This window comes from Bacillus pfraonensis (assembly GCF_050768835.1).
GTDB lineage: Bacteria > Bacillota > Bacilli > Bacillales > Bacillaceae_G > Bacillus_A > Bacillus_A pfraonensis.
The window spans coordinates 54,637-77,329 of the sequence record NZ_JAHCDO010000018.1 but is presented as its reverse complement, the minus strand read 5'-3'; the positions used below and the strand labels follow the sequence as shown (position 1 = coordinate 77,329).

General features: G+C 35.0%; 27 protein-coding genes and 1 riboswitch. Of the genes, 14 read left to right on the top strand and 13 right to left on the bottom strand.

The window, feature by feature from the left end:
- The first annotated feature begins 32 nt into the window (after window positions 1–32).
- From KFD70_RS18390 to KFD70_RS18380, 3 genes are all read left to right on the top strand, one after another.
- The gene (locus KFD70_RS18390; protein WP_336453796.1) at window positions 33–1,817 is read left to right on the top strand and encodes a DUF3981 domain-containing protein; all 1,785 of its coding nucleotides are present in this window, start codon (window positions 33–35) and stop codon (window positions 1,815–1,817) included.
- A gap of 120 nt (window positions 1,818–1,937) precedes the next feature.
- Window positions 1,938–3,197, top strand: coding sequence for a multidrug effflux MFS transporter (locus KFD70_RS18385; protein ID WP_431613270.1), 1,260 nt, complete (start codon window positions 1,938–1,940; stop codon window positions 3,195–3,197).
- A gap of 238 nt (window positions 3,198–3,435) precedes the next feature.
- Window positions 3,436–3,939: a hypothetical protein gene (locus tag KFD70_RS18380; RefSeq protein WP_336453784.1), complete on the top strand. Its 504-nt coding sequence runs from the start codon at window positions 3,436–3,438 to the stop codon at window positions 3,937–3,939.
- Window positions 3,940–3,963: 24 nt separating this feature from the next.
- On the opposite strand, the gene KFD70_RS18375 is transcribed toward KFD70_RS18380, so the two are convergent.
- From KFD70_RS18375 to KFD70_RS18365, 3 genes are all read right to left on the bottom strand, one after another.
- Window positions 3,964–4,101: a hypothetical protein gene (locus KFD70_RS18375; protein WP_336453783.1), complete on the bottom strand. Its 138-nt coding sequence runs from the start codon at window positions 4,099–4,101 to the stop codon at window positions 3,964–3,966.
- Between the two features lie 49 nt (window positions 4,102–4,150).
- On the bottom strand, window positions 4,151–4,366 hold the full coding sequence (locus KFD70_RS18370; protein ID WP_336453782.1) for a DUF3951 domain-containing protein: 216 nt from the start codon (window positions 4,364–4,366) through the stop codon (window positions 4,151–4,153).
- 110 nt (window positions 4,367–4,476) lie between these two features.
- Complete coding sequence (locus KFD70_RS18365; RefSeq protein ID WP_336453781.1) at window positions 4,477–4,947, bottom strand: YusW family protein; 471 nt, start codon at window positions 4,945–4,947, stop codon at window positions 4,477–4,479.
- A 174-nt stretch (window positions 4,948–5,121) separates the two neighbouring features.
- Here KFD70_RS18365 and KFD70_RS18360 point away from each other — a divergent pair, with 174 nt between their 5' ends.
- The 4 genes from KFD70_RS18360 (at window position 5,122) to KFD70_RS18345 (ending at window position 8,432) form a co-directional block, all read left to right on the top strand.
- Window positions 5,122–6,021 carry a helix-turn-helix transcriptional regulator gene (locus tag KFD70_RS18360; protein ID WP_336453780.1) on the top strand — a complete coding sequence of 300 codons (900 nt, stop codon included), beginning with the start codon at window positions 5,122–5,124 and terminating at the stop codon, window positions 6,019–6,021.
- A gap of 20 nt (window positions 6,022–6,041) precedes the next feature.
- On the top strand, window positions 6,042–6,572 hold the full coding sequence (locus KFD70_RS18355) for a DUF5823 family protein (protein ID WP_336453779.1): 531 nt from the start codon (window positions 6,042–6,044) through the stop codon (window positions 6,570–6,572).
- Window positions 6,573–6,658: 86 nt separating this feature from the next.
- Window positions 6,659–7,240, top strand: a complete 582-nt coding sequence (locus KFD70_RS18350) for a TetR/AcrR family transcriptional regulator (protein ID WP_336453778.1) — start codon at window positions 6,659–6,661, stop codon at window positions 7,238–7,240.
- A 52-nt stretch (window positions 7,241–7,292) separates the two neighbouring features.
- On the top strand, window positions 7,293–8,432 hold the full coding sequence (locus KFD70_RS18345) for a YhgE/Pip domain-containing protein (RefSeq protein WP_336453777.1): 1,140 nt from the start codon (window positions 7,293–7,295) through the stop codon (window positions 8,430–8,432).
- A gap of 66 nt (window positions 8,433–8,498) precedes the next feature.
- Here the strand turns inward: KFD70_RS18345 and KFD70_RS18340 are convergent, their stop codons facing one another.
- From KFD70_RS18340 to proC, 3 genes are all read right to left on the bottom strand, one after another.
- A complete protein-coding gene (locus tag KFD70_RS18340; protein WP_336453776.1) occupies window positions 8,499–10,139 on the bottom strand; it encodes a peptide ABC transporter substrate-binding protein in 1,641 nt (546 codons plus the stop codon).
- Between the two features lie 136 nt (window positions 10,140–10,275).
- Window positions 10,276–10,380, bottom strand: a riboswitch (SAM riboswitch).
- Window positions 10,381–10,538: 158 nt separating this feature from the next.
- Window positions 10,539–11,372 carry an aldo/keto reductase gene (locus tag KFD70_RS18335; RefSeq protein ID WP_336453775.1) on the bottom strand — a complete coding sequence of 278 codons (834 nt, stop codon included), beginning with the start codon at window positions 11,370–11,372 and terminating at the stop codon, window positions 10,539–10,541.
- Window position 11,373: 1 nt separating this feature from the next.
- Window positions 11,374–12,177: a pyrroline-5-carboxylate reductase gene (gene proC, locus KFD70_RS18330; protein WP_336453774.1), complete on the bottom strand. Its 804-nt coding sequence runs from the start codon at window positions 12,175–12,177 to the stop codon at window positions 11,374–11,376.
- Window positions 12,178–12,396: 219 nt separating this feature from the next.
- On the opposite strand from proC, the gene pnuC reads away from it, so the two are divergent.
- Entirely contained in the window at window positions 12,397–13,059 is a 663-nt protein-coding gene (gene pnuC, locus KFD70_RS18325) for a nicotinamide riboside transporter PnuC (protein ID WP_336453773.1), read from the top strand.
- 61 nt (window positions 13,060–13,120) lie between these two features.
- Here the strand turns inward: pnuC and KFD70_RS18320 are convergent, their stop codons facing one another.
- The 3 genes from KFD70_RS18320 to modA all read right to left on the bottom strand — a co-directional run bounded on the left by KFD70_RS18320 (window position 13,121) and on the right by modA (window position 15,972).
- Window positions 13,121–13,972 (bottom strand): GRP family sugar transporter, encoded by an 852-nt coding sequence (locus KFD70_RS18320; RefSeq protein ID WP_241817486.1) that lies wholly within the window; start codon window positions 13,970–13,972, stop codon window positions 13,121–13,123.
- Between the two features lie 513 nt (window positions 13,973–14,485).
- Window positions 14,486–15,160, bottom strand: a complete 675-nt coding sequence (gene modB / locus KFD70_RS18315; RefSeq protein ID WP_336453772.1) for a molybdate ABC transporter permease subunit — start codon at window positions 15,158–15,160, stop codon at window positions 14,486–14,488.
- A 5-nt stretch (window positions 15,161–15,165) separates the two neighbouring features.
- Window positions 15,166–15,972 carry a molybdate ABC transporter substrate-binding protein gene (gene modA / locus KFD70_RS18310; protein ID WP_336453771.1) on the bottom strand — a complete coding sequence of 269 codons (807 nt, stop codon included), beginning with the start codon at window positions 15,970–15,972 and terminating at the stop codon, window positions 15,166–15,168.
- A 133-nt stretch (window positions 15,973–16,105) separates the two neighbouring features.
- On the opposite strand from modA, the gene KFD70_RS18305 reads away from it, so the two are divergent.
- Complete coding sequence (locus KFD70_RS18305) at window positions 16,106–17,053, top strand: helix-turn-helix transcriptional regulator (RefSeq protein WP_336453770.1); 948 nt, start codon at window positions 16,106–16,108, stop codon at window positions 17,051–17,053.
- A 64-nt stretch (window positions 17,054–17,117) separates the two neighbouring features.
- Here KFD70_RS18305 and KFD70_RS18300 read toward each other — a convergent pair whose 3' ends face one another.
- Window positions 17,118–17,222, bottom strand: coding sequence for a DUF3948 family protein (locus KFD70_RS18300; RefSeq protein WP_174102597.1), 105 nt, complete (start codon window positions 17,220–17,222; stop codon window positions 17,118–17,120).
- 255 nt (window positions 17,223–17,477) lie between these two features.
- On the bottom strand, window positions 17,478–18,344 hold the full coding sequence (locus KFD70_RS18295) for a LysR family transcriptional regulator (protein ID WP_336453769.1): 867 nt from the start codon (window positions 18,342–18,344) through the stop codon (window positions 17,478–17,480).
- A 138-nt stretch (window positions 18,345–18,482) separates the two neighbouring features.
- Here KFD70_RS18295 and KFD70_RS18290 point away from each other — a divergent pair, with 138 nt between their 5' ends.
- Together KFD70_RS18290 and KFD70_RS18285 are read left to right on the top strand one after the other, a co-directional pair.
- A complete protein-coding gene (locus tag KFD70_RS18290) occupies window positions 18,483–19,451 on the top strand; it encodes a DMT family transporter (protein WP_336453768.1) in 969 nt (322 codons plus the stop codon).
- Between the two features lie 28 nt (window positions 19,452–19,479).
- Window positions 19,480–19,623 carry a YrzO family protein gene (locus KFD70_RS18285; protein ID WP_241817479.1) on the top strand — a complete coding sequence of 48 codons (144 nt, stop codon included), beginning with the start codon at window positions 19,480–19,482 and terminating at the stop codon, window positions 19,621–19,623.
- Between the two features lie 69 nt (window positions 19,624–19,692).
- Here KFD70_RS18285 and KFD70_RS18280 read toward each other — a convergent pair whose 3' ends face one another.
- Window positions 19,693–19,788 carry a DUF3948 family protein gene (locus tag KFD70_RS18280; protein WP_336453767.1) on the bottom strand — a complete coding sequence of 32 codons (96 nt, stop codon included), beginning with the start codon at window positions 19,786–19,788 and terminating at the stop codon, window positions 19,693–19,695.
- Window positions 19,789–20,125: 337 nt separating this feature from the next.
- Here KFD70_RS18280 and KFD70_RS18275 point away from each other — a divergent pair, with 337 nt between their 5' ends.
- The gene (locus KFD70_RS18275) at window positions 20,126–20,731 is read left to right on the top strand and encodes a lysophospholipid acyltransferase family protein (RefSeq protein WP_336453766.1); all 606 of its coding nucleotides are present in this window, start codon (window positions 20,126–20,128) and stop codon (window positions 20,729–20,731) included.
- Window positions 20,732–20,802: 71 nt separating this feature from the next.
- Here KFD70_RS18275 and KFD70_RS18270 read toward each other — a convergent pair whose 3' ends face one another.
- Window positions 20,803–20,898, bottom strand: coding sequence for a DUF3948 family protein (locus KFD70_RS18270; RefSeq protein WP_336453765.1), 96 nt, complete (start codon window positions 20,896–20,898; stop codon window positions 20,803–20,805).
- 305 nt (window positions 20,899–21,203) lie between these two features.
- On the opposite strand from KFD70_RS18270, the gene KFD70_RS18265 reads away from it, so the two are divergent.
- Both KFD70_RS18265 and KFD70_RS18260 read left to right on the top strand, forming a co-directional pair.
- Window positions 21,204–22,181, top strand: coding sequence for a LacI family DNA-binding transcriptional regulator (locus tag KFD70_RS18265; protein WP_336453764.1), 978 nt, complete (start codon window positions 21,204–21,206; stop codon window positions 22,179–22,181).
- Between the two features lie 160 nt (window positions 22,182–22,341).
- Window positions 22,342–22,671: a PH domain-containing protein gene (locus KFD70_RS18260; RefSeq protein WP_336453763.1), complete on the top strand. Its 330-nt coding sequence runs from the start codon at window positions 22,342–22,344 to the stop codon at window positions 22,669–22,671.
- Window positions 22,672–22,693: the final 22 nt, after the last annotated feature.

The following is a 22,693-nucleotide window of genomic DNA, read 5'->3' as shown; positions in this document are numbered from 1 at the left end:
ATAAAACACAATAAAAGGAGATATTGCCTTTGATTAAATTTTTAGTTTTAGCTATTCTCACGTTGTTTTTGATTCCATGGACAAGGAGTGGTAAGGCACTTCGTACAGTGGATAAAGAAGAATCTGAGAAAGTTGTAAAGAAAAAGAAGGCACCGATTGGGAAAGCTATAAAAAAAAAGAAAGCACCGATTGAGAAAGCTATAAAGAAAAAGAAAGTACCGATTTTAGTTATTCCGCTCCTGCTTTGGATTGGTATTGCAATCTATGAATATTTCTGGTTAATCGATAACCGTGTGGACTCGATTCTTACGCATTATTCAGTTGTAATTGCAGTATTAATTGGAGTAGGCCTCGTTTCTCAAGAGAAAAAAGGAAGATTAGAAGTGAAGTTAAAAGCAATAGCGATGCTTGCTTTACTTGTATCTTACGGCTATTTTGGTTACTTGCATGATATGGTAATCTCGCAAAATAAATATGATTCTGTTGTGAAAGTAGAAAAGGATATTTCAGAGCCATTTACTGAAAATGAACAACCGTTTACTGTTCCTCCGAAAACGGCAGAAAATAAGATGAAAAAGGTATTTGGGGATATTCCAAAAGTCGCGTATTTTGAATTAGGGGAGCTTACACCGCAAATGGTGAAGGGAGAAGCATTATATGTAGCTCCAATTGAAGTTTCTGGATTATTTAAGGCGCGTAAGGCTGAAACAATTCCAGGTTATGTGACGATGTCAGGTACAAATCCTGATGCGGAAGCGAAATTACACCTCGGTTATAAAATGAAATATGTACCAAGTATGCTTTTCGGTAATAAATTGGAACGTGTTGTTCGAAAGGCAGAACCAAACCTTATCTTCAAAGGGAAACCGAAATTTGAAGTGGATGATAAAGGAAAACCGTACTATACGATGACATATGGTGAATTTATTTCAGTTCGATCTGGATTTGAAGTAAAAGGCGTTGTAGTTGTGGATGCACAAACAGGTGATTTGAAAAGATATGATAAAGAGCAAGCACCTAAGTTTATTGATGGCGTTCTAAATCATGAAACAGCATCAACGTTAAATACGTATTTCGGTAAGTTCATACATGGTTTTTGGAACACGAAATTTTCTCAAAGTGATGTAAAGATTCCAACTGAATGGGGAACGAAGGAAGGGGTTACACCGATATTTGGGAAGGACGGCAAATTGTATTACTTTACAGATTTTACTTCTCCAAAAGAAGGTATCGATTCCGCTTTAGGTTACTCCTTAGTGGATGCACGTACTGGAAAGCTTTATTACTATAATGGAAAAGAAGTAAAAGGGATTATGGATGGTTCAGCTGCTACAGAAGTGGTGGATAATTCCTTTAAGAGAGAGAAATGGCATGGAACAATGCCTGTCATTTATAATGTATACGGCAAACCGTCTTGGATTGTGCCTGTGATTGATGACGGAGGGTTAGTACGTGCTCATACCGTAATCTATGCTTCGAATGCCAAGGTATTTGCGACAGGTTCAACGCAAAAAGAAGCGCTTGAGAAATATAAAAGTGTGTTAACAGGAAATGGCGATCCCTTCCGTCCAACTTCTAGTGGAAAAGAAGCAGAAAAAGAAGGCGTTGTACAACGCGTCTATAAAGAAAAATTAGGTGAAAACACAATTGTATTTGTACTGCTAGAAAATGAGCAAAAAGTATTTATGATTTCAGCAAAAGACTTTCCGTATGCTATGTTTACAGAAGTGGGAGATCCAATTCAGATCACATATTTAGACACAGGGGAAACGATGTCTTCTGTATCTAAATTTACAAATGGCAACTTGAGAAAGTAAAGCGATAGAGATTCTATCGCTTTTTTCTTTTCGTTACTTAGGAAAATACGATATACTTGACGTATATTTAATGTTGTAACTATAATTGTTACAATTCGGAGTTTATATTAGAAAGGATGAATGATGGAAGTGAATGAAGTTAATCACGATGTATATAAACCTGTAAAAGTAAACAGGTTATGGATGATTCTTGTATTAGGGACACTTACAGCAATTGGACCATTGTCCATTGATATGTATTTACCTTCGTTACCAAAATTAACGGATGATTTACAAACGAATGCTTCTCTCGCTCAACTTACTTTAACAGCTTGTTTACTAGGACTTTCAGTTGGACAATTATTTGTTGGGTCAATTAGTGATATTTATGGACGGCGCAAACCTTTAATTATTGCTCTTATTATTTATGTTGCCTCTTCTTTGCTTTGCGCTGTTGCACCATCTATTTGGAGTTTAGTTCTTTTACGTTTCTTACAAGGAGCTTCAGGTTCAGCTGGGATTGTTATATCGCGTGCGATGGTACGTGATATGTACTCAGGGTCTGAGATGACGAAGTTTTTCTCACTGCTTATGTTAGTAAACGGAGCAGCACCGATTTTAGCGCCGATTATTGGAGGGCAGTTATTGCAGTTTACATCATGGCGCGGAGTCTTTATCGTTCTTGGAGCAATAAGTGTCTTTATGTTAGTATCCGCTACTTTTGTATTGCGTGAGACATTATCTCTTGAAGAGAGGGAAACAGGCGGCCTGACAGGAACATTATCAACATATGGAAAGTTATTAAAAGATCGTTTATTTATGGGATATGCTTTGTCCCAAGGTTTAGTGTCAGCGGCGATGTTTGCTTATATTTCGGGATCACCGTTTGTGCTGCAGAATATATACGGAGCAACACCACAAGCATTTAGTTTATTCTTTGCTATCAATGGTATTGGTATTATTATTGCCAGCCAAATTACCGGGCGTTTAGCAGGGAAGCTGAGTGAGAAAACATTATTTGTAACAGGGATTGGAATTGCTGCTGTTGGTGGGCTTTCCTTATTTCTCACGATTGTACTAGGAATCGGATTAATTGGTGTTTTATGCTCATTATTCCTTGTCGTATCAAGTGTTGGAGTTGTATCGACAACAGGGTTTTCACTCGCGATGAGAAATCAAAAACAAGCTGCGGGAACAGCTTCAGCTTTACTTGGATTGTTACAATTTATTTCTGGAGCACTTGTTGCACCTTTAGTAGGGATTGGCGGTAGTAACACTGCACTTCCTATGGGTATTGTGATTGCTCTTTGCGAAGTGGGCGCAGTTTTATGTTATATCTTTATGGTAAAGCGTAGTGAAAAGCAGCTAGTACTTCAAGAAAAGCAAAATATAAATGCATAAAGAATGCTGAAAAAGGGCTGATTCAAAATTTGTTTTGGATCAGCTTTTTATGTGTGCTTACATTTGTATAAGATGTGGGGAAGGAGTTATGGAGATCCTGGTCGTATAAAGTGACGATACTGTGACAAAAATGGTGATATGTGTATAAAAGTAGGATCATAAGTGCAAAGTTTGAATGGTTCTCGTTATAATAGCAAGTGGAGATAAGTAGTAAACGTAGATAAAAGGAGAGTAAGAGATGAAGAAAGTATGGGGTATTGCCTTGCTTGGAAGTATGCTCCTTCTAGCAGGATGTAATGGAAACAAGGATGTAAAAGAATCAAAAGAAAAAGTAGAGCAGTCAACTGCTCAGTCAGAAGATATGAAAGCATATCGTGATGTACATAAGAAATATGATGAGAAAATGAATAAAGAGTTAAATGAATCTCTGAAGTTATGGGAAGAAGCAAAAGAAAAAGGCGGGAAAGCATTAGTTCACCCAAAGTTTAAAGAAGATGTACAAAAAGTAACAACAAGTATGCTAGAAGATATTGATCATGTTCGCAAAGAAATTCGTGTTCCGGAATCAAAAGAACAAGAACATAAGCTATATATTGGCTTCTTAGATGAAACAGAACAAGCAATAAAAAAGTTAGAGAAATTAGCGAAAGAGGAAGACTCATCATTAATTCGTGATATCGAAGTCCACTTTTCAACAGCTTCAACGTACTATAAACGTTTTCAAAAAGAATTTCAAAAATAACCTTGCGTAAGCAAGGTTATTTTTTTAGAATGTTGGAAAATAAGAACCGGAAGACTCTTGTTTTTTGTCATTCTTTGTCGGTTGATCGATATCCCTTGTCGAATCGCCGATATATTGTGAGAAATGGTCGATATATTTGAAAAACCGCTGATAAAATTTCATTGGCCATTTTACACCCAAAGATTAACGGTATTTCACTATGTTTCTTCTGTTATTTTTTCTTCTTCCCATCCCCGTCTTCGTCTTCAGCTACTAAAACCTTCTGTTCCTCATGAAATTCTGAAATTGTTTGACCGGTAATATTGTCGAATGGGGTATAGAAAGAGGTTATATTTTTCTTTTTCACAAATAATTTATAGAAGCCGATAATGACTAATATGAAAATTGTTAACGGTAATCCTATAACAGCCATAAGTAAAGGATCCATCGTAAATCTCCTTTTGATATCTGGTTTAGAGTACATGATTGTTTCTGAACCAAGTTTACGACATGCGAAAAAAATAAGCAAAATAAAGAAGTAGGCAACCGCCTACTTCTTTATTTTACTTCCTTCTTATACTCTTTCTTCGTTCCATCTGAGAAAACAACTTCTAAATCAAATTTTTGGTAGTCTTTATCAAGTTGGAATACGTCTACCACTTGATCAATTACTTCTTGATCTGGAGTATCCTTATCAAATTTTAATTTTTGAAGAAGAGGGCCTAGTTTTGTGACAGCTTCATCACCTGTTAACTTTGCATCTGTTTTGTGATCTTCAATTTTAGCTTCCATCTGTTTTTCATTTGCTTTATTTTTGTAGTCTGCTTCATAATCTTTTTTCGTATCTTGATAGTCAGTATCTAAACTGAATTCATTAAAATTAAGCTTTAAATCTTGCGTTGCTTCCTGCTTTGTTTCTTCAGTTGTTTTCTTGTTATCAGTTGCTGTATTGTCCTGATTATTTGCGTTACACGCTGTCATTACGGGCACAAGCATAAGAGTTAAAAGAATTGAAAGTAGAATTCTCATTATATATTCCTCCTTATTGTGTCTTTCCTTCTACATAAGTTTTTCCCATTTTTATGTAATTATGTATGTGTTTGAAATAAATTATTTTCTTTGTGCTATGGAGGATACTTCGCAATTTAAATCAAAAAAATTTTGGTTTTATATGGTAAATTGGAAGTGTAAGGAGGTACCATAGTGTATGAAAAATATAGAGATGCGATAAAAAAAGCAATTATTTATATTGAAGAACATTTAGAGGAAGAGTTAACGACAGAAAGAGTAGCTTCTTATTGTGCAGTATCCATGTACCATTTCCATCGTATATTTCAACGTCACCTTGGAATCAGCATTATGGAATATGTTCGAAAAAGAAGGTTAACACATGCGGCACAAACATTAGTAATGACAGAAAGGCCAGTTCTTGATATTGCAATCCAATATGGTTTCTCTTCACAAGAAGCATTTACAAGGGCATTTAAACGTATGTTTCATTTGCCACCCAAAAGATATCGTACATATTTTCAATCGTTTTATATAGAAAGGGAGGGAACTTCAATGCAAAAAGGATTACCAAATGGATGGGTATTAAGCGGAAGTCACCCTACAGAATACGAAATGGGATTAGATTATGAGACTGTTCATCAAGGAAGAGCATCAGCTTATATACAAGCGAAAGAAGGTGTTACACATGGCGGGTTTACAATGTTGATGCAAATGTTTAAAGCGGACAAATATAGAGGGAAGCGTTTGCGTCTAACGGCTTTTATTAAAAGTGAGAATGTAAAAGATTGGGCAGGGCTGTGGATGCGTGTAGATGGAAAAGATACAGAACCATTAGCAATGGATAATATGCAAAATCGCCCCATTAAAAATACAACAAATTGGCAACCATATTCAGTTGTTTTAGATATAAAAGAAGAAGCGCTTGGTATTGCATTTGGCGTTTTATTATCAGGAGAAGGATGTATATGGGCTGATAGTTTTCGATTAGATGAAGTTGATGAAAAGGTGCCTTCGACAGATCTAGCAGAAAATTTTTATGAGACTCTTTCTGAAGAACCTACGAATTTACAGTTTGAAGATATAGAAGAATAAGAAAAGGTGAGAAAGAACACATGTGGAAAATGGTATTCTATTCAATATCGGAATTATTGAAATTAGAAACACCTCTTTATTTCTTTATATGGTTTTGTGCGTTATTTGTAGTGGGTGTACTGAGTGAAATGATAGAAGTAATAGGGAAAAGAAAACCAATTTTATCTTCTCTATTAAAGGCTAGTATAGAATGCTTTCTCGCATTAATAATCTGTATCGGCATTGGGATTCTATTATTTCGTATCATACATTTTATATTTCCAAGTCAAATTGAACCTTATGATATTACTTATGGAAGATGGCTAGCATTTCTTGCATTAACTTTATTTTCAATTATCGGTTTTTTAGTGAAAATCACAAAACATAAGACAAGGATATGGTTGAAACCAACAGGAGTCATTGTTCAATTTGTCTATTTTAGTATAAGTGTTTGGGGAGCAATTACTATTTTTTATCCATCTTTACACATGAGTATGCTAGTTGTGCTTTTATTTAGTGTTATATTAACTGTATTTCAGTTTTTGGGCTGTTTATACGAGTATCGTTCGTAGTAATTTACAAAAATTAGATTGACAATAATTAGAAACTTATATAATCTAAATGTAAGTGATCACTTGCATTAGAAAGAGAGGATTGTATGGCGCGCTCAAAGACGGCAGACAAAATTATTCAAGCAGCAATTGAATTAGTGAAAGAAAAAGGATATAAGGCAGCAACAACAAAAGAAATTGCAATGCGTGCTGGTGTTAATGAAGTAACGATCTTTCGTAATTTTAAAAACAAAAAGGGCGTCATTGAAGCAGCCGTTTATGAATTTTCATATTTGCCGCATTTACAACGGTTTTTACAAACAGAAATTGTGTGGGAATTAGAAACAGATTTAAAGAATTTAGCAAGACATTATCATAACTTCTTGAATGAAGCAAAAGACATCATTTCTATTGGTATACGTGAAACAGGCGTGTTTCCTGAATTAGATGATGAAATTGCCAAAATACCAAAAGGCTTAAAAGAAGAATTAATGATGTATTTTGCACAAATGCAGCAAAAAGGAAAAATTATTGATACAAATATTGAAGCTCAAGTAATGAATTTTATATGGATTAATTTTGGTTACTTTCTATCCAAATTGCGTTTTGAAAATCGACTTATGGAAATGAATGATGAGAACTTTATTGAGAATAATATAACTTTATATGCTAGGGCATTAAGACCCTAGTATTTATTTAAAATGAAATGCAAGTATGTACTTGCTTGCTGGAGGCGGAAGAATGAATACATTGAAACAATTTTTAAAGACACCAGGTACGTATGTGGGAATTGTGGTAGCATTAGCGTTTCAGCTTATTTTCTTTTGTGTTTGGCTTACAGCTTATGATGGAGTAAATGAAAGAGCCGATCAAATGCAAATTGCTATTGTGAACCAAGATATGAATATGGGAAGCAAAATAGGAGAAGGATTACAGAAAAATTTACCTTTTCAAGTAACGAAAGAGAAGTCTATGGAAAAAGCAAAAGAAGAAATGGATAAGCGTGCATACAATATGATTATTGAAATACCAGCTTCTTTTTCAAAGGATATAAGTGAAAAAGGAAAAACAAATTTAAATTTTCATATTAACCAAGCAAACTCTATGATGGCAAAACAAATGATGGAAGGAGTCGCGAAACAAGTTCGTGATAATGTAAATAAAGAGGTCTCAAATTATAAGCAGCAAGTAGTTGCCGGGAAACTACTTGCTATGGGGCCGGGCAGTGTAGAAGTGATAAAAGGATTAGCTGAAGATTCGGTTGGATTTACGATTCACAAGGTAAATGATGCAAAAGGATTTTCTGTAAATATGGTACCGCTTATGATCGTGTTAGCTTCATTTGTAGGAGCGATGATTATGAGTATGGAACTATCTAAAGTGGCAAAACAGGTAGGGGGAAACTGGGATAGTTACCTATCACGACAAGTGATTAATGGCACAGTATCAATCCTACTTGCATGCATTACAATTGGTTTAATGAAAGCATTTCAACTTGAAGTGCAAGAAACGGTATGGAATGTATGGATATTCCAAGCAATTGTCTTCTTTTCCTTCCTATCATTAACACAAATGTTTATTACCTTATTTGGAAATGCAGGCATGCTCTTTAATATTATTTCGCTTTCTTTACAACTTGTAAGTTCTGGTGTGATGGTACCGTATGCTATGTTATCAAAAACATATCAAACAATCGGTGAATTATTTCCCGCAACATATGCCGCAAAGGGTTATTTCGCAATAGTATTTGGTGGCGGAAACTTAAAAGAGAATGTTATCTTTCTATTATTTATAATTATTATTACTCAAATGGTATCGCTAGTTGCTGTAGGGATATCAGTAATAGTAAAAAGAAAGAGACATGTAATAAAAGAAGCATAAAGAAAAAGGAGTCCTGTTGAAGGATTCCTTTTTCTTTTTATGAAAATGACATTTTACACGGGCTGTTTACTTCTCAACTTTCGCCCATTTGAAGTTAAGTGGCCCTGCAAAATCAACTTCAACTACGCCTTTGACATAAGAACGCTCTAAGTATGTTGTTCCATTTTGATAAAGAGGAGAGATAACGGCATCTTTAAATAAGATTTTTTCTGCTTGTTTTAAAGCTTCCCAACGTGCTTTTTCATCACCAGCTAAGTCGGTTTTAACTTTTTGGATTAGATTATCAAATTCTTTGTTAGAATAGTGATCTAAGTTGTATGAGTTATCAGTTGTAAATAACTCTAAGAATGTAATTGGATCGGCAAAATCCGGGCTCCATCCGTCAATAGCAATCTCATAATTTCCTTGTAGTAATAATGTGACTTGTTGTTTACGTGGTTGAGGCTTAACATTTACTGTTAATCCTTCTAAATTTTTCTCTAGTTGTTCTTTTAAATATTCACCTGTTTTTCTAGGTAGATCGCCATCACTTGTTAATAATTCAATTGAAATTTTGTCAGATCCTAATTCTTGTTTTGCTTGTTTCCAAAACTGTTGCGCTTCTTTTGTGTTTTCTTTTGTTAAATTACCATTCTCTTCACGGAAGTCTTTTCCATTTGGCCCTTTGGCGAAATTTTTTGGCACTAGAGAATAGGAGGGTAGAGAGCCATCATTTAAAAGCACATTTACAAATGCTTTCTTATCTATCGATTTATCGATTGCTTGACGAACATTTATATTTTGTAACGTTTTATTTTTCTGGTTCATACGTACAAATTGTACCCCGACATCTGGTCGTTCTTTAAAGTTACTATCTTTGCGATATTTATCAACAAGATCAGATGTTAAAGTAAGTCGATCAATTTGTTTTGATTCATATAAATTAACAGCTGTTGAATGATCCTTGACGACATTAAAATTAATTTCTTCAAGTTTCACATTATCCTTATCCCAATAGTTGGTATTCTTCTTGAACTTAAAGCTTTGTTCATGTTTCCAATCACTTAATGTAAAGGCACCATTATAAAGAATCGTGTTATCTTCTAAAGCATATTTATCACCTTGTGATTTGAAGAATGCTTCATTAATTGGTAAGAATGTTGGAAATGCCGTTAAACTAATAAAGTAGGGAACAGGGCGCTCTAATTCAACTTCAAAGGTGTGGTCATCGATTGCTTTTACACCGAGCTGGTCAGCCGGAAGTTCTTTATTATTAATCTTTTTCGCATTTTTTATATCAAAGAATAGAAATGCGTATTCAGAAGCAGTCGCTGGATCAACGGCACGTTGCCAAGCAAAGACAAAATCTTTTGCTGTCACAGGAGTACCGTTTGACCATTTTGAATCTCGTAAATGGAACGTATATTTTGTTTTATCAGGATTAACCGCATGAGACTTTGCTACACCAGGAACAGGCTTGTTTCCTTCACCGAGGTTATATAAACCTTCAAATACGTTTCTCATTACTTGGCCAGAGTCAGTATCTGTGGCGCGAGCAGTATCCATTGTACGGATTTCTGTACCAGTGGCCAAGTTCAATACTTGTTTATCAGGGGCTTTATCCTTTGCTTTTGCTTCACTTGCTTCGTCTTTATAGCTACCGCAACCTGTTAATAAAAGACTTGCTCCTAAAACAGATGCGACAGCAGGTACAAATTTCTTTTTCATGTAAAATTCCTCCCTAAATTGTTTGGTTATTAGTTGATGAACAATTTGTGAGGGAAAGAAAAACTCCCTCTTTTCTTATCGAGAAAGAGGGAGTTTTGTTTACAAGGCACGTACCTGTATATAAACGAAGTCCCTCATTCTATCTTTCAAGCATAATGCTTGCAGGAAGTGGCACAGTATTCAAAGTGAACCTGTTGCCGAGGTTTCAAAGGGCCAGTCCCTCCACCTCTCTTGATACAATGAGTAAACATAATGATTTATATTAATTTTTTGTTTCTTTGATTATTCAAAATATTACACCTAGGTGAATGAACTGTCAATAAAATGAAATATAGTTTAAATTTTCAGTTTTTTAATTAAAAGAAGCGTCACTGCAAATATTTGTAGTGACGCTTCTTTTTAAAAGTCGAAATTGTCAGGGTCTGGACCGACGCGGTGATTTTCATTTAATGACTGAATTGCTTTCATATCATCTGCACTCAATTCAAAATCAAAGATGTTTGCATTTTCGATAATACGGTGTTCTTTAATTGATTTAGGAATTGTTACAACTTCATTTTGTAAATCCCAGCGTAAAATGACTTGTGCTGTTGATTTGTTATATTTTGTAGAAATTTCTTGCAATACTGGATGGTCGAGTAATTGACCTTGCATTAATGGTGACCAAGCTTCTAGTTGAATAGTATGATCTCTACAGAAAGAGTGAAGTTCTTCTTGTGTTAAGCGTGGATGATATTCAACTTGATTAATCATCGGTTTAATTTCAGCGATTTCTAGAATATCTTGTAAGTGATGGATTTGGAAATTGCTAACGCCGATAGCACGAACACGGCCGTCTTTATAAAGTTTCTCTAATGCCTTCCATGTCTCTGTATATTTTCCTTTTACAGGCCAGTGTACTAAGTATAGATCTAAGTATTCCAAGCCTAATTTTTGTAATGTTGTTTCGAAGGCTTGTAATGTTGATTCATAGCCTTGATCACTGTTCCATACTTTTGATGTGATGAATAATTCTTCACGGGGAACTCCACATTCACGAATTGCCTGTCCAACGCCATCTTCATTTTTATACACTGCAGCTGTATCGATGCTGCGGTATCCGTTTTTAATAGCTGTTTTTACAGAATCAATTACCTGTGTACCATCTTCAACTTTAAAAACGCCTAAACCAAACCAAGGCATTTTTACACCGTTATGTAATGTTGTGCAATCTTGTAAGCTTGTTACTGTCATATTAATTCCCCCTAGCTTTTTTATTTGTTGCTTCAATGGCTTGAGCAATTATATTTGAAAAATTATTCTCATATAGCATTTTCAAACCTTCTGCAGTTGAGCCACCTGGTGTTGTCACTTGTTCGCGAAGCATAGCTGGATCTTGTTCTTCTTCAAGCATAGCAGCAGAGCCAGCAATCATTTGAATAACGAGGTGTTTTGCGGTTGCTTCATCGATTCCATAGCTTTTCGTTGCTTCAATTAATCCTTCAGTAAAGTGGTAAAGGAATGCTGGGGCACTTCCAGTTACAGCGGTAAGCTGATGTACCTCTTCTTCTGTGCATAGCTGTGCTGTACCAATCCCTTTTAAAAGTAGTTGCAGTGTTTCTTGATGTTCTTTATTTACGAAATGTCCCATTGTATATAGAGAAATAGACTTCCCAATTGTTGCAGCTGTATTGGGCATAATCCAGGCAACAGGTGTACCTTGAGGGAGTTTTTCTTCTAAATAAGATGGACCAATTCCGGCAGCAACTGTTACAACAAACTGATTGGTTAGAAGAGGCGATAACTCCGCTAATAATTGCTCATGTGCAGCTGGTGGCATGGCTAAAACAATGGTGTCTGCATTTTTAATGTGCTCTTTCCAATCATTTGTAATTGAAATGTCATATTTTTCCTCTAGTTGCTTAAGTTTTTCTATGTTACTTCGATTGGATACAACAATTTCTTCGATGTGCTCTTTACTTGTTTTGAGAAGTCCGGCAAAGATTGCTTCTGCCATACGACCGGCACCAATAAATAAAATTCTATGTTTCTTTGGCATATCCTTTATTCCTCCATACCTAGAATATGTTATAAAAAACGATAACATCTTTGAGAGATTTTTGTAAAAAGAAATGACTTATATAAATTAGCAATGAGGGAATACATGTAATGTAACTGTATAATAAGAAAAAAGATAATTAGAAAAATATGGATATAAATAGGCGCTTTCTTTATAATGTGTGTAGAGAAATCATAAAATATTTGGGGAGAGAGGCTTATGGTTAGACATCCAGTTTTTTTAATTATCTCTAGTATTATTTGTATGCTAGTAGGTATGTATATTCAGTCGAGCTATATTGAAATTTTTGCATCTGTTATGGGGATTATAAATGTTTGGTTACTAGCTCGAGAAAAGGTATGGAATTTTTTATTTGGGATGATTACAGTTGCATCTTTTCTATACATTTTTATTACACAGGGGTTATATGCAATGGCCATATTAGCAGCGTTCCAATTCATATTTAATGTATATGGTTGGTATTATTGGATTGCACGTAGTGGAGAGGGAGACGTGAAACCAACCGTTCGCTTAGATTTGAAAGGGTGGATTGGTTATATCATTTTGATTCTAGTTGCTTGGATTGGATGGGGGTATTATCAAATTCGTTATTTAGAGTCGACAAACCCGTATTTAGATGCTTTAAATGCAGTGTTAGGACTTGTGGCTCAGTTTATGCTTAGTAGAAAGATTTTAGAGAACTGGCATTTATGGATCTTATATAATGTTGTAAGTATTGCCATATACATTTCGACAGGTTTATATGTGATGTTAATTCTTGCTCTAATTAATTTATTTTTATGTATAGATGGACTATTAGAATGGAAAGCGAACTATGAAAAAAGAGATTACGTGAATCATTCGCTTAGAAATCTATTTTAATAGTTAATAGAAAACCCTCGAAGCAGATATGCTTCGAGGGTTTGATTTATAGCTTGTGCAATTATGCTTTTGTCATACCAAGTAAAACAGCACCGCCGATAATTAGAACACTACCTAGTGCAATAAATACCATTTGACGCTTTGTTTTCTTTTCGCCTAAGAAGACAATTGCACCGAATGTAGAGATAACGATACCAGTTTGAGATAATGGGAAACTTGTTGCTACTCCAACTCTTGGTAAAGAAAGAAGTAAGAATAAGTTACCTGTTCCCCAAAGTAGGCCAGATAAAGCATTACGAATTGCATATTTGTTAAATGGTTTATGTTTAGATGTCAATACAACTGCTCCAACAAACATACCGACTGCTTGCGGTAAAATAGCAGACCAACCATCGATATTGTACCAACGAATAATAATTACATATACAAGGTAGCCGAATGTAGAAACAATTAAAGTTAAAAGTCCTTTTTTCAATTGTCCTGGTGGCTGTGCATTTTCTTTATCATCTAATGAAGTGAAGACAACACCGACTACAATTAAAAGGATTGCAATCGTTCCCAGAATAATCGTAGTAGTAGTAGTCCACTCACGAAAAGCGATAACGCCAAAGATAGAAGTTGCAACAAGTTGCATACCAGTAGAAATCGTTACAGTTGTTGAAACACCTAGTTTTTCAACTGTTTTTAATTGGTTTACTTGTCCTAAAGCCCAGAATAAACCTGAAATAAATCCAACAATTAAGATTGTCATTGTTAAAGCAGGTTGAGTAAATACATACATAATTGTTGCGAAGAATAGAGCACCGATTGTCATACCTACCGTTTGGCTATATGCACCACCGCCCATTTTTACGCTTACTAATAAGATATTTCCCCATGCAATTGCAGGAAGAAGCGCTAATAAAATGTCCATTACAAGACTCCCTTCATTTTTCTATATCAATATAATTAAATTTCGTTCTAACGATCGGTAATTCCCCACTGAGAAAGTAGAAGATTACCGATCGCTAAAACAGGATGAAGAATTTACGATATAAATGCGTTTTCATTTCTTCATTTTTTCAAACACCTCCATATAATAACAGGAAAGTACCTGTTTTAGAAAGTAAATTCAAATAGAATGTATATTTTTATATATTCTAAGATTCTGTCACTTCTTCAAAATAAAAAAGACCTCAATTTGAGGCCTTTTTATAAAGGGGGTTGGGGAAATAAAGTTAATTAGCTCTTTTTAACGAATGGGAAGAGGGGGGACAACCTCATTTCCATCAGCTTTACTTTATGACTTAATTATATGAAATATGCTCAATAGTAACTATCGAATTATCTTACAGTAAGATTACATTTTTGTAAGATAAATCTTTCATTATTCTACAAAACAATTTATTTTTCGGGAAATAAAAAGCAGCTTTTGTCGAAAGCTGCTTTAAGAAGTAGTAATTTTTTTATTGATCAGCTGAATGCACAATAAAAATATGAGTGACATACTGACTGTTATGATAACGAGTGTCCAAGCAAGGTTCATATTACTTGTATCAATTGCCATATAAATAGCCGTTGGAATCGTTTGGGTTTTGCCCGGAATGTTACCAGCAAACATAAGTGTTGCTCCAAACTCACCAAGTGCGCGTACAAAGCTTAAAATCATTCCGCTAAATAGCGCAGGAAATGCAAGTGGTAGTGTGACGTGTAAAAAGACTTGATATTCACTTGCTCCAAGATCGCGGGCACCATCTTCAATTTGCTTGTTTGCAATAGAAAATCCTGTCTTTGCCGATTGATACATCAGTGGGAATGAAACGACTGTTGAAGCGATGACAGCAGCCCACGATGTAAACATAATCGATTGTTGAAATAATGATTCAATCCACTTTCCAACAGGGCTGTTATTCCCAAAAATAATAATGAGAAAGAACCCAATAACAGTTGGCGGAAGTACCATCGGTAACAGAAAAATAGTTTCTAATAACACTTTATAACGCCATGAGGAGCGAGCTAATACTCGTCCGATAACTGTGCCGAAAATCATAACAATAATGGTGGCAAGTGCAGCTACTCGTAAGGAAAGAAAAACAGGCGACCAAAGTGTATCAAATGTCATAATAGTTACGATAGGATTGTAAATCCATATTTTTTAAAGATAGATTGTGCATCTTTTGACTGTAAATATTCATAAAATGAAGTCGCCTCTTTCTTATGCTTTGATTCTTTTATAATGCCTACTGGATAATGAATCGGTTCATGAGAATTAGCAGGTGCTGCATTTGCAATTTTTACTTTGTCTGAAATAAGAGCATCTGTTTTGTATACAATGCCAGCATCTACATTACCTGTTTCTACATATGTTAACACTTGGCGGACGTCTTTTGTTAATACGATTTTGTTTTGAAGGTCGTTCCATAAGTTTTCATGTGTAAGAGAAGCTTTTGCATATTTTCCAGCTGGGACAGATTCAGGTGTACCAATTGCTAGTTTCTTCACTTTTTCTTCCTTCAATTCTTGAAATGTTTTAATGGAGCTTTCTTTTGGAACGACTAAAACGAGTTCATTTCCAAGAAGGTTTTTCCCCTCCTTTTCATTAATAAATCCTTTTTTGACAAGCGTTTGAAATTTATCTTCTGCTGCAGAGAAGAATAAATCAGCAGGAGCACCTTGTTCAATTTGTTGCTGAAGTGCACCAGAACCGCCAAAGTTAAAGGAAAGTTTTATATTTGGTTCTTTTTGTTTATATTGTTTTTCAATTTCTTTGAAAGCATCTTGTAAACTGGCAGCTGCAGATATTGTAAGTTCAACTGTCTTTTCTTCTTTTGCGTTTGTTTGGTCTTTCTTCGTTTCGTTCGTACATGCCACGCTAAAAACAAGAAGGAAACAGAGCATAAGTACCCCAATGTACCGTAATGTGAATTTGTTCATGCGTATAATCCCCTTTCTTTATATCCTATTTAATTATAACTAATTATATTTAATTATAAATAGATATAATTAAATATAATGTGAAATAAATCACTTTTTGAAAAAATAGGAGAAATTTTCTTTCTTTGTTACAATGAAAAGAGAAAGTGAGGAATCGTCTATGGATCATCATTCCTACACAACGGAAGAGGTAGCAAATCGACTAAAAGTCTCAAAGTTAACAGTGTATGATTTAATTAAAAAAGGTGAACTACCTTCTTACAGGGTTGGTAGACAAATGCGCATTGATGCGGTGGACTTAGAACAATATATTAAGCAAATGAAAACGGGAAAAGTGCAGACTGCTTCAAGGAAACTAGAGGAGAAGAATAGAGAATCTTCCTGTGTAATTAGTGGACAAGAGCTAACATTAGATATGCTGGCGAAGCATCTTGAAAGACTTTTACCAGGTTCTAGTATGCTGCGGGCTTATCAGGGGAGTTTAATGAGTTTAATTAAAATGTCTCAAGGAGAAGGAAGTATCGTTAGTTTACATTTGTTTGATGGCGATACAAGAGAATATAACATTCCATATGTAAAACGGATTTTAGTTGGACAACCATGTATTGTGATGAACTTATTAGCGAGAAATGTTGGGTTTTATGTACAAAAAGGAAATCCAAAAGGAATACAAACGTGGGCTGACCTGAATCATTCATCGATTCAATTTGTGAATCGTGAAAAAGGATCAGGAATTCGTGTACTAGTAGATGAACAGGTGAGAATTCAAAATGTAGCGAAAGAAAATATTCGAGGCTATGATGCGGAAGAGTCTAATCATCTTGGTGTTGCCTCTCAGATTGCTAACGGAAAAGCTGATGTTGGCGTAGGGGCAGAAAAGATAGCACAAATTGTGAATGTAGATTTTATTCCGCTTATGAAAGAACAATATGACTTGGTAATTTTAAAAAATAAACAAAACGAACAACTTATTGAAGCAGTAAAAGAAATATTGCAATCGACAGAATTTCAAAATGAACTGCGAGCAATTGGTGGGTACGATATAAGTAAAACAGGTCAAATTATATATGAAACAAATTGAAAAACCTGCTTGTCCATAAGACAAGCAGGTTTTTCTCTATATAAAGGGGTTTGGGGAAACAATTTTATAAGACAAGACCTTGGGCAAGTGCGTAAATAAATGCTGTAAGAAGAGCAGAGCCGCTTGCAAGTCCGATAAAGTCAAATTTGTTAAAAGTAATGTTGTTCATAGTTATCTCTCCTTATTTGTTTAAAGTTGTAGCAACCGCTTTTGCATCGATTAGGGCAGATAGCACCATGCCCATTGTATTTACAAATTTGTTTGTTTTCATTTTGTTCATCATGCGTATCCGCTCCTTTTCGAATTGTTGTTGCCCTTGTTTCTGCCTTAATTATATGAAATGTGGGCAGGAGTAACTATCGAATTAGCTTACGGGAGGATTACACTTTTGTAAGAAAAAAAGACATTCGTGTAAGAATATCTCTTAAAGCATATTGATATGATGGTGCTCTTCAATTGTCTTTAAAAAGCTCCGCATTGAGTTGGTCAGATAGGTATCTTTACGACGTATAAAGACTGTTGAAATGCTCCCGTATTTTTCAGGAATCGGATGGCAGTGAACTTTTCCTGTAGTAGAAAGATGCCTAACAGCGGATTGTGGCACGAGTGTAATTCCAAGACCAAGTGCAACGCTATTTAAAATCGTTTCTAGTATGTTGAATTCCATAATTCTTTTTGGAAGCAAGCCTTCATCTTTGAGCCAGCGTTCTAGTTTGGAACGATATCCGCATCCTTGATTAAAGACAAGAAGTGGCGTTGTAATAAATTCCTCTATATGAAAAGCTTTATTTTTTGTGACAAGGACAAGTTGTTCTGTACAAACATCGTATTGTTCTAATAGTGGATGTTTGATAGGTCCTGATATAAAAGCGCCATCTAATTGGTGGTCGATTACTTCCTTAATGAGTTCCTCTGTTAAACCTGCTTGTAGTGATAAATCAACATTTGGGTACTTTTTGTAGTAAGAAGATAGGATGGTAGGTAATGTGCTTACTGTTTCGACTGTGCCGATTTTTAAAATACCAGAGGGTACACTACTATCTAAAAATACCTGCTTCAGTTCATCGACATCCTGCAAAATTTTATTGACGTAAGTGAGCATCTTTCTTCCTTCGGCAGTTAATGTCATGCCTCGTTTATGTCGATAAAAGAGCGGTGTTTTCAATTCATTTTCTAGTTGTTTAATACGAGCTGTCACGTTAGACTGCACATAATTTAATTCCTTTGCGGCATTGCTAACACTTCCGTGATCGGCAACACTTTGGAAAATTAGTAAATCTCGTAGTTCCACTCCGCATTCCCCCTTGTTGTCAAATATCATTATAAGTGATAGATAGCATCATTTTGAATCATTTTACGTGATATATTTTTTCTTTTACAATTCTCATTGTGCAATGCATCGAGAATTACATAGAAGCGAGGGATTACGGTGAGAAAAGGTCAAATGATAATAGGTGCACTGGCATGTTTAATTGCAAGCATGTCATGGGGAGCAATGTTTCCAGTTGCAGATCATGCGCTAGAATATATAGATCCATTTTATTTTTCGTTCATTCGTTATGGAGCGGTAGCAATTGTATTAATTGCATTATTGTTAATGAAAGAAGGAAAGAAAGCATTTCGTTTAGAAGGAAAAGGAAAGTTACTCGTTTTCTTTGGAACAATGGCGTTTACTGTATATAATGTACTTGTTTTTTTAGGACAAATGTTGATGGGGAAACCTGGCGTTATGGTAGCTTCTATTATGGAGGCGCTTATGCCGATGATTTCAATTGGTATTCTATGGGGATATAAGCAGATAAAGCCGAAGAAGTACATGATGACAAGTATGGTTATTGCTTTTATTGGAGCTGTTTTTGTGATTACAAAAGGTGATATGAGTTTCTTCCTTACATTGAAAGATAATCTATTTTCGTTAGTATTTATTTTTATTGGTGTTGTGGGATGGGTAATCTACACAATGGGTGGCCAATCATTTAGTGGCTGGTCGACACTTCGTTATTCTACATTGACATGTGTATTTGGTACCGCTGTAACAGGTGTTATAACGATGATCATTACACTGTTAGGATATGTGCCGGTACCGAGCGTGGAAACGATTTCTATCGTCAAGTATGATTTATTATTTATGATGACATTACCAGGTATTGTAGCGCTACTTGCTTGGAACTACGGTGTGAAAATTTTATCATCTATTAATGGGATTTTATTTATTAACTTTGTACCCATTACTACATTGGTCATTGTGATGATGCAAGGGTATGAAATAACAACTTTTGATATAGTAGGAACATTACTTGTTATTACAGCTCTTATTCGAAATAACGTATGTCAGCGTAAAGAAGAAACCAAGAATAAGAACATTTTACAAGAGGAGCCGTTGCGCCGAGCTGTCTAATAGATAATGTAGTTGGAGGATTTTTTATATGTTAGAGAGTCTATTGTTTTTCTTTGCGATAGGAATTGCCTGTGAGCTGGCAGCGATTAATCGAAATGGTCGTAAGAAGATAAAACAACAAGCTGAAATGATACAGCTTTTAAAAGAATTACATGAAAGAAAAGCATCATAAGAAAGACGACCGGGCATAGACGGTCGTCTTTCTATTACTATCTATATAAAGGGGAAAGGGGACACAAAGTTAAATAAGCGTAGCAGCATAAATGAAAGCTGTAAGAAGAGCAGAGCCACTAGCTAGTCCGATAAAATCTAATTTGTTAAAAGTAATGTTGTTCATCATAATCTCTCCTTACTTGTTTAATGAAGTAGCAACAGCTTTAGCATCGACAAGAACGGTTAATACCATGCCCATTGTATTTACAAATTTATTTGTTTTCATTTTGTTTAACATGTGTATCCGCTCCTTTTCGAATGATTGCTTGTTACTTTCTGACTTAATTGTACGAAATATAGAGGAAAGTCACTATTGAATTAGCTTACAGTAAGATTACAATTTTGTAAGAATTAAATTTTGAAAATTAATACTTAATTTTATTACCAACTACTAGGGGTTAGTGTTATAATTGTTTTAAAGATATGATTAAACTTTGAATGTTTAGAAAGGGACGAAACGAATGTATAAATTAATTACATTTTTGTTGAAATATATATTTAAAACGCTTGGGAAAGTGGAGGTTCAAGGAAGAGAAAAATTACCTGAAGGTGGACCATATGTTGTTGCGTGCACACACACAAGCTTTATGGATGTATTAATGTTAGCAACAGGCATGTATCCAACAGAAATTCATTATATGGCGAAAAAAGAATTGTTTGAAGGTAAGTTTACAAATTGGTTTTTTAATAATGTAAATGCTTTTCCGGTAGATCGTGCAAATCCAGGGCCAAGTACGCTAAAGATTCCATCCCGTTTATTAAAAGACGGTAAAGTAGTAGGGATTTTTCCAAGTGGAACGAGATCAACTGAGGATGTTTCATTGAAAGCAGGAGCTGTTACAATCGCAATGCGCTCTAATGTTCCTTTAGTACCGGCAGCTTATGTTGGTCCATCAAGTGTAAAAGAATTAATGAAAGGAAAAAGGGCACAATTGATTTTCGGTGATCCAATTCAAGTAGAAGTGGGAGAGACAGTGGATCGAAAAACAGCGATGAAAATGATGACGGATCAATTGAACGAAACATTTGAAGAACTAACAGAAACATTAAAAAAAAATAGCAAATAGGAAAAGACGACCGGGCATAGACGGTCGTCTTTTCTATTACTATCTATATAAAGGGGAAAGGGGACACAAAGTTAAATAAGCGTAGCAGCATAAATGAAAGCTGTAAGAAGAGCAGAGCCGCTAGCTAGTCCAATAAAGTCAAATTTGTTAAAAGTAATTTTGTTCATAGTTAATCTCTCCTTACTTGTTTAATGAATGAGCAACTGCTTTTGCATCGACAAGAGTGGATAGCACCATGCTCATTGTATTTACGAATTTGTTTGATTTCATTTTGTTCATCATGTGTATCCGCTCCTTTTCGAATGTTCTGAGTTACTTTCTGACTTAATTGTACGAAATGTAGAGAGAAGTCACTATCGAATTAGCTTACAGAAAGATTACACTTTTGTAAGAGAATTGCATGGAGATGTAAGGATGAGAACATTTGACACATACTTATGAATTTGATTACGTTAAGAAAAGAGGTGAGCATATGGCTAATATTAAAGATATTGCGAAGTTAGCAGGTGTTTCGGTTACGACTGTTTCACGGGTGTTGAATGATCATCCATACGTAAGTGAGGAAAAACGGAAAGCAGTTTTAGAAGTAGTTGAAAAATTGAATTACTCACAAAATGCAAATGCGGTTCATTTATCAAAAGGAAGAACGAATATTGTTGGTGTGATCTTGCCCTACATTGACCACCCGCACTTCGATAGGATTGTTGGAGGAGTTATGGAAGGGGCATTAGCTCATAATTACCGAGTTCTTCTGTGTCAGACAAATTATAACAAGCGAGAAGAAAGAGAAAGTTTACATATGTTGAAAACAAAACAACTAGACGGTATTATAATTTGTTCACGTGCGAATGATTGGGATGTAATTAAGCACTATGCTTCATATGGGACGATTATTGCTTGTGAAGAGACTGATGTTTTGGGCATATCCAGCGTATATATAAATCATTTTGGGGCTTTTCAATTAGGGATGAATTATTTAATCAAGAAAGGCTACAAAAAAATTGGATATTGTACAGGGAGGAAGCAAGGAGCTAGTAGTAAAAAGCGATTTGAGGCCTATAAGCAAGCCTTACAACTGATAGATGAAGAAATTATCGAAAATCGAATCTTTACGGAATGCTTTACGTTAGAGGATGGTGTGAAGGTCGCCCATAAGTTAAAAGAGATGGAGAATTCTCCTGAAGCGTTGCTAGTAGCTGGGGATGAAGTTGCTATTGGAATTATGACAGAAGCTAAAAAATTAGGCATAAGTGTTCCACAGGATTTAGCGATTATTGGTTTTGATAATCAGCCAATTTCCCAAGTGTTACAAATCACCACAATTGATCAACATGTGAAAGAGATTGGTAAAAGTGCTTTTGGACTATTTTACAAACAAATAAGTAATGATGATCGGAAACAAGAAAAAGTGGAGATTCCTTATAGATTGGTAGAACGCTCTACTGTTTAGTTGAAATCCGTTATGTGTAATGACACATAACGGATTTTTTTGAGAATGTATTTGACTGGAAACGCGTTTCATACTTTATAACTAATTTACACCGGTTATGTAGTAATCCATGGATTCTTTTCAAATGTTACGACAATGAATTGAATTTGGGGGAATATTCATGAAAGAACTATTATTGAATGTAAAAAAGTATGTAGAATCTGATGAACAAATTTTATCTTTTGTGGTAGGAATATTTGAGAGAGATAACTTCACCTTTTCATATCAACAAGGTATATTTGTTGCTACTAATAAGCGAATTCTTTTTTATGGGAAACGCCTGTATTATCCTATAATTCTTGAAGAATATTCGTATTTTTGTATAGATGAAATAGAAATGTTTCCGCGTTTAGCATTTATTCATAATAGTGAAGTTGTGGTGGCTAAGTATATTCAGGCGGGAAACGTGAAGAAGTTTGTTGATGCTGTTAGGGCGAATTTGCATAACTAAACAAATGTTTATGTAAACATAA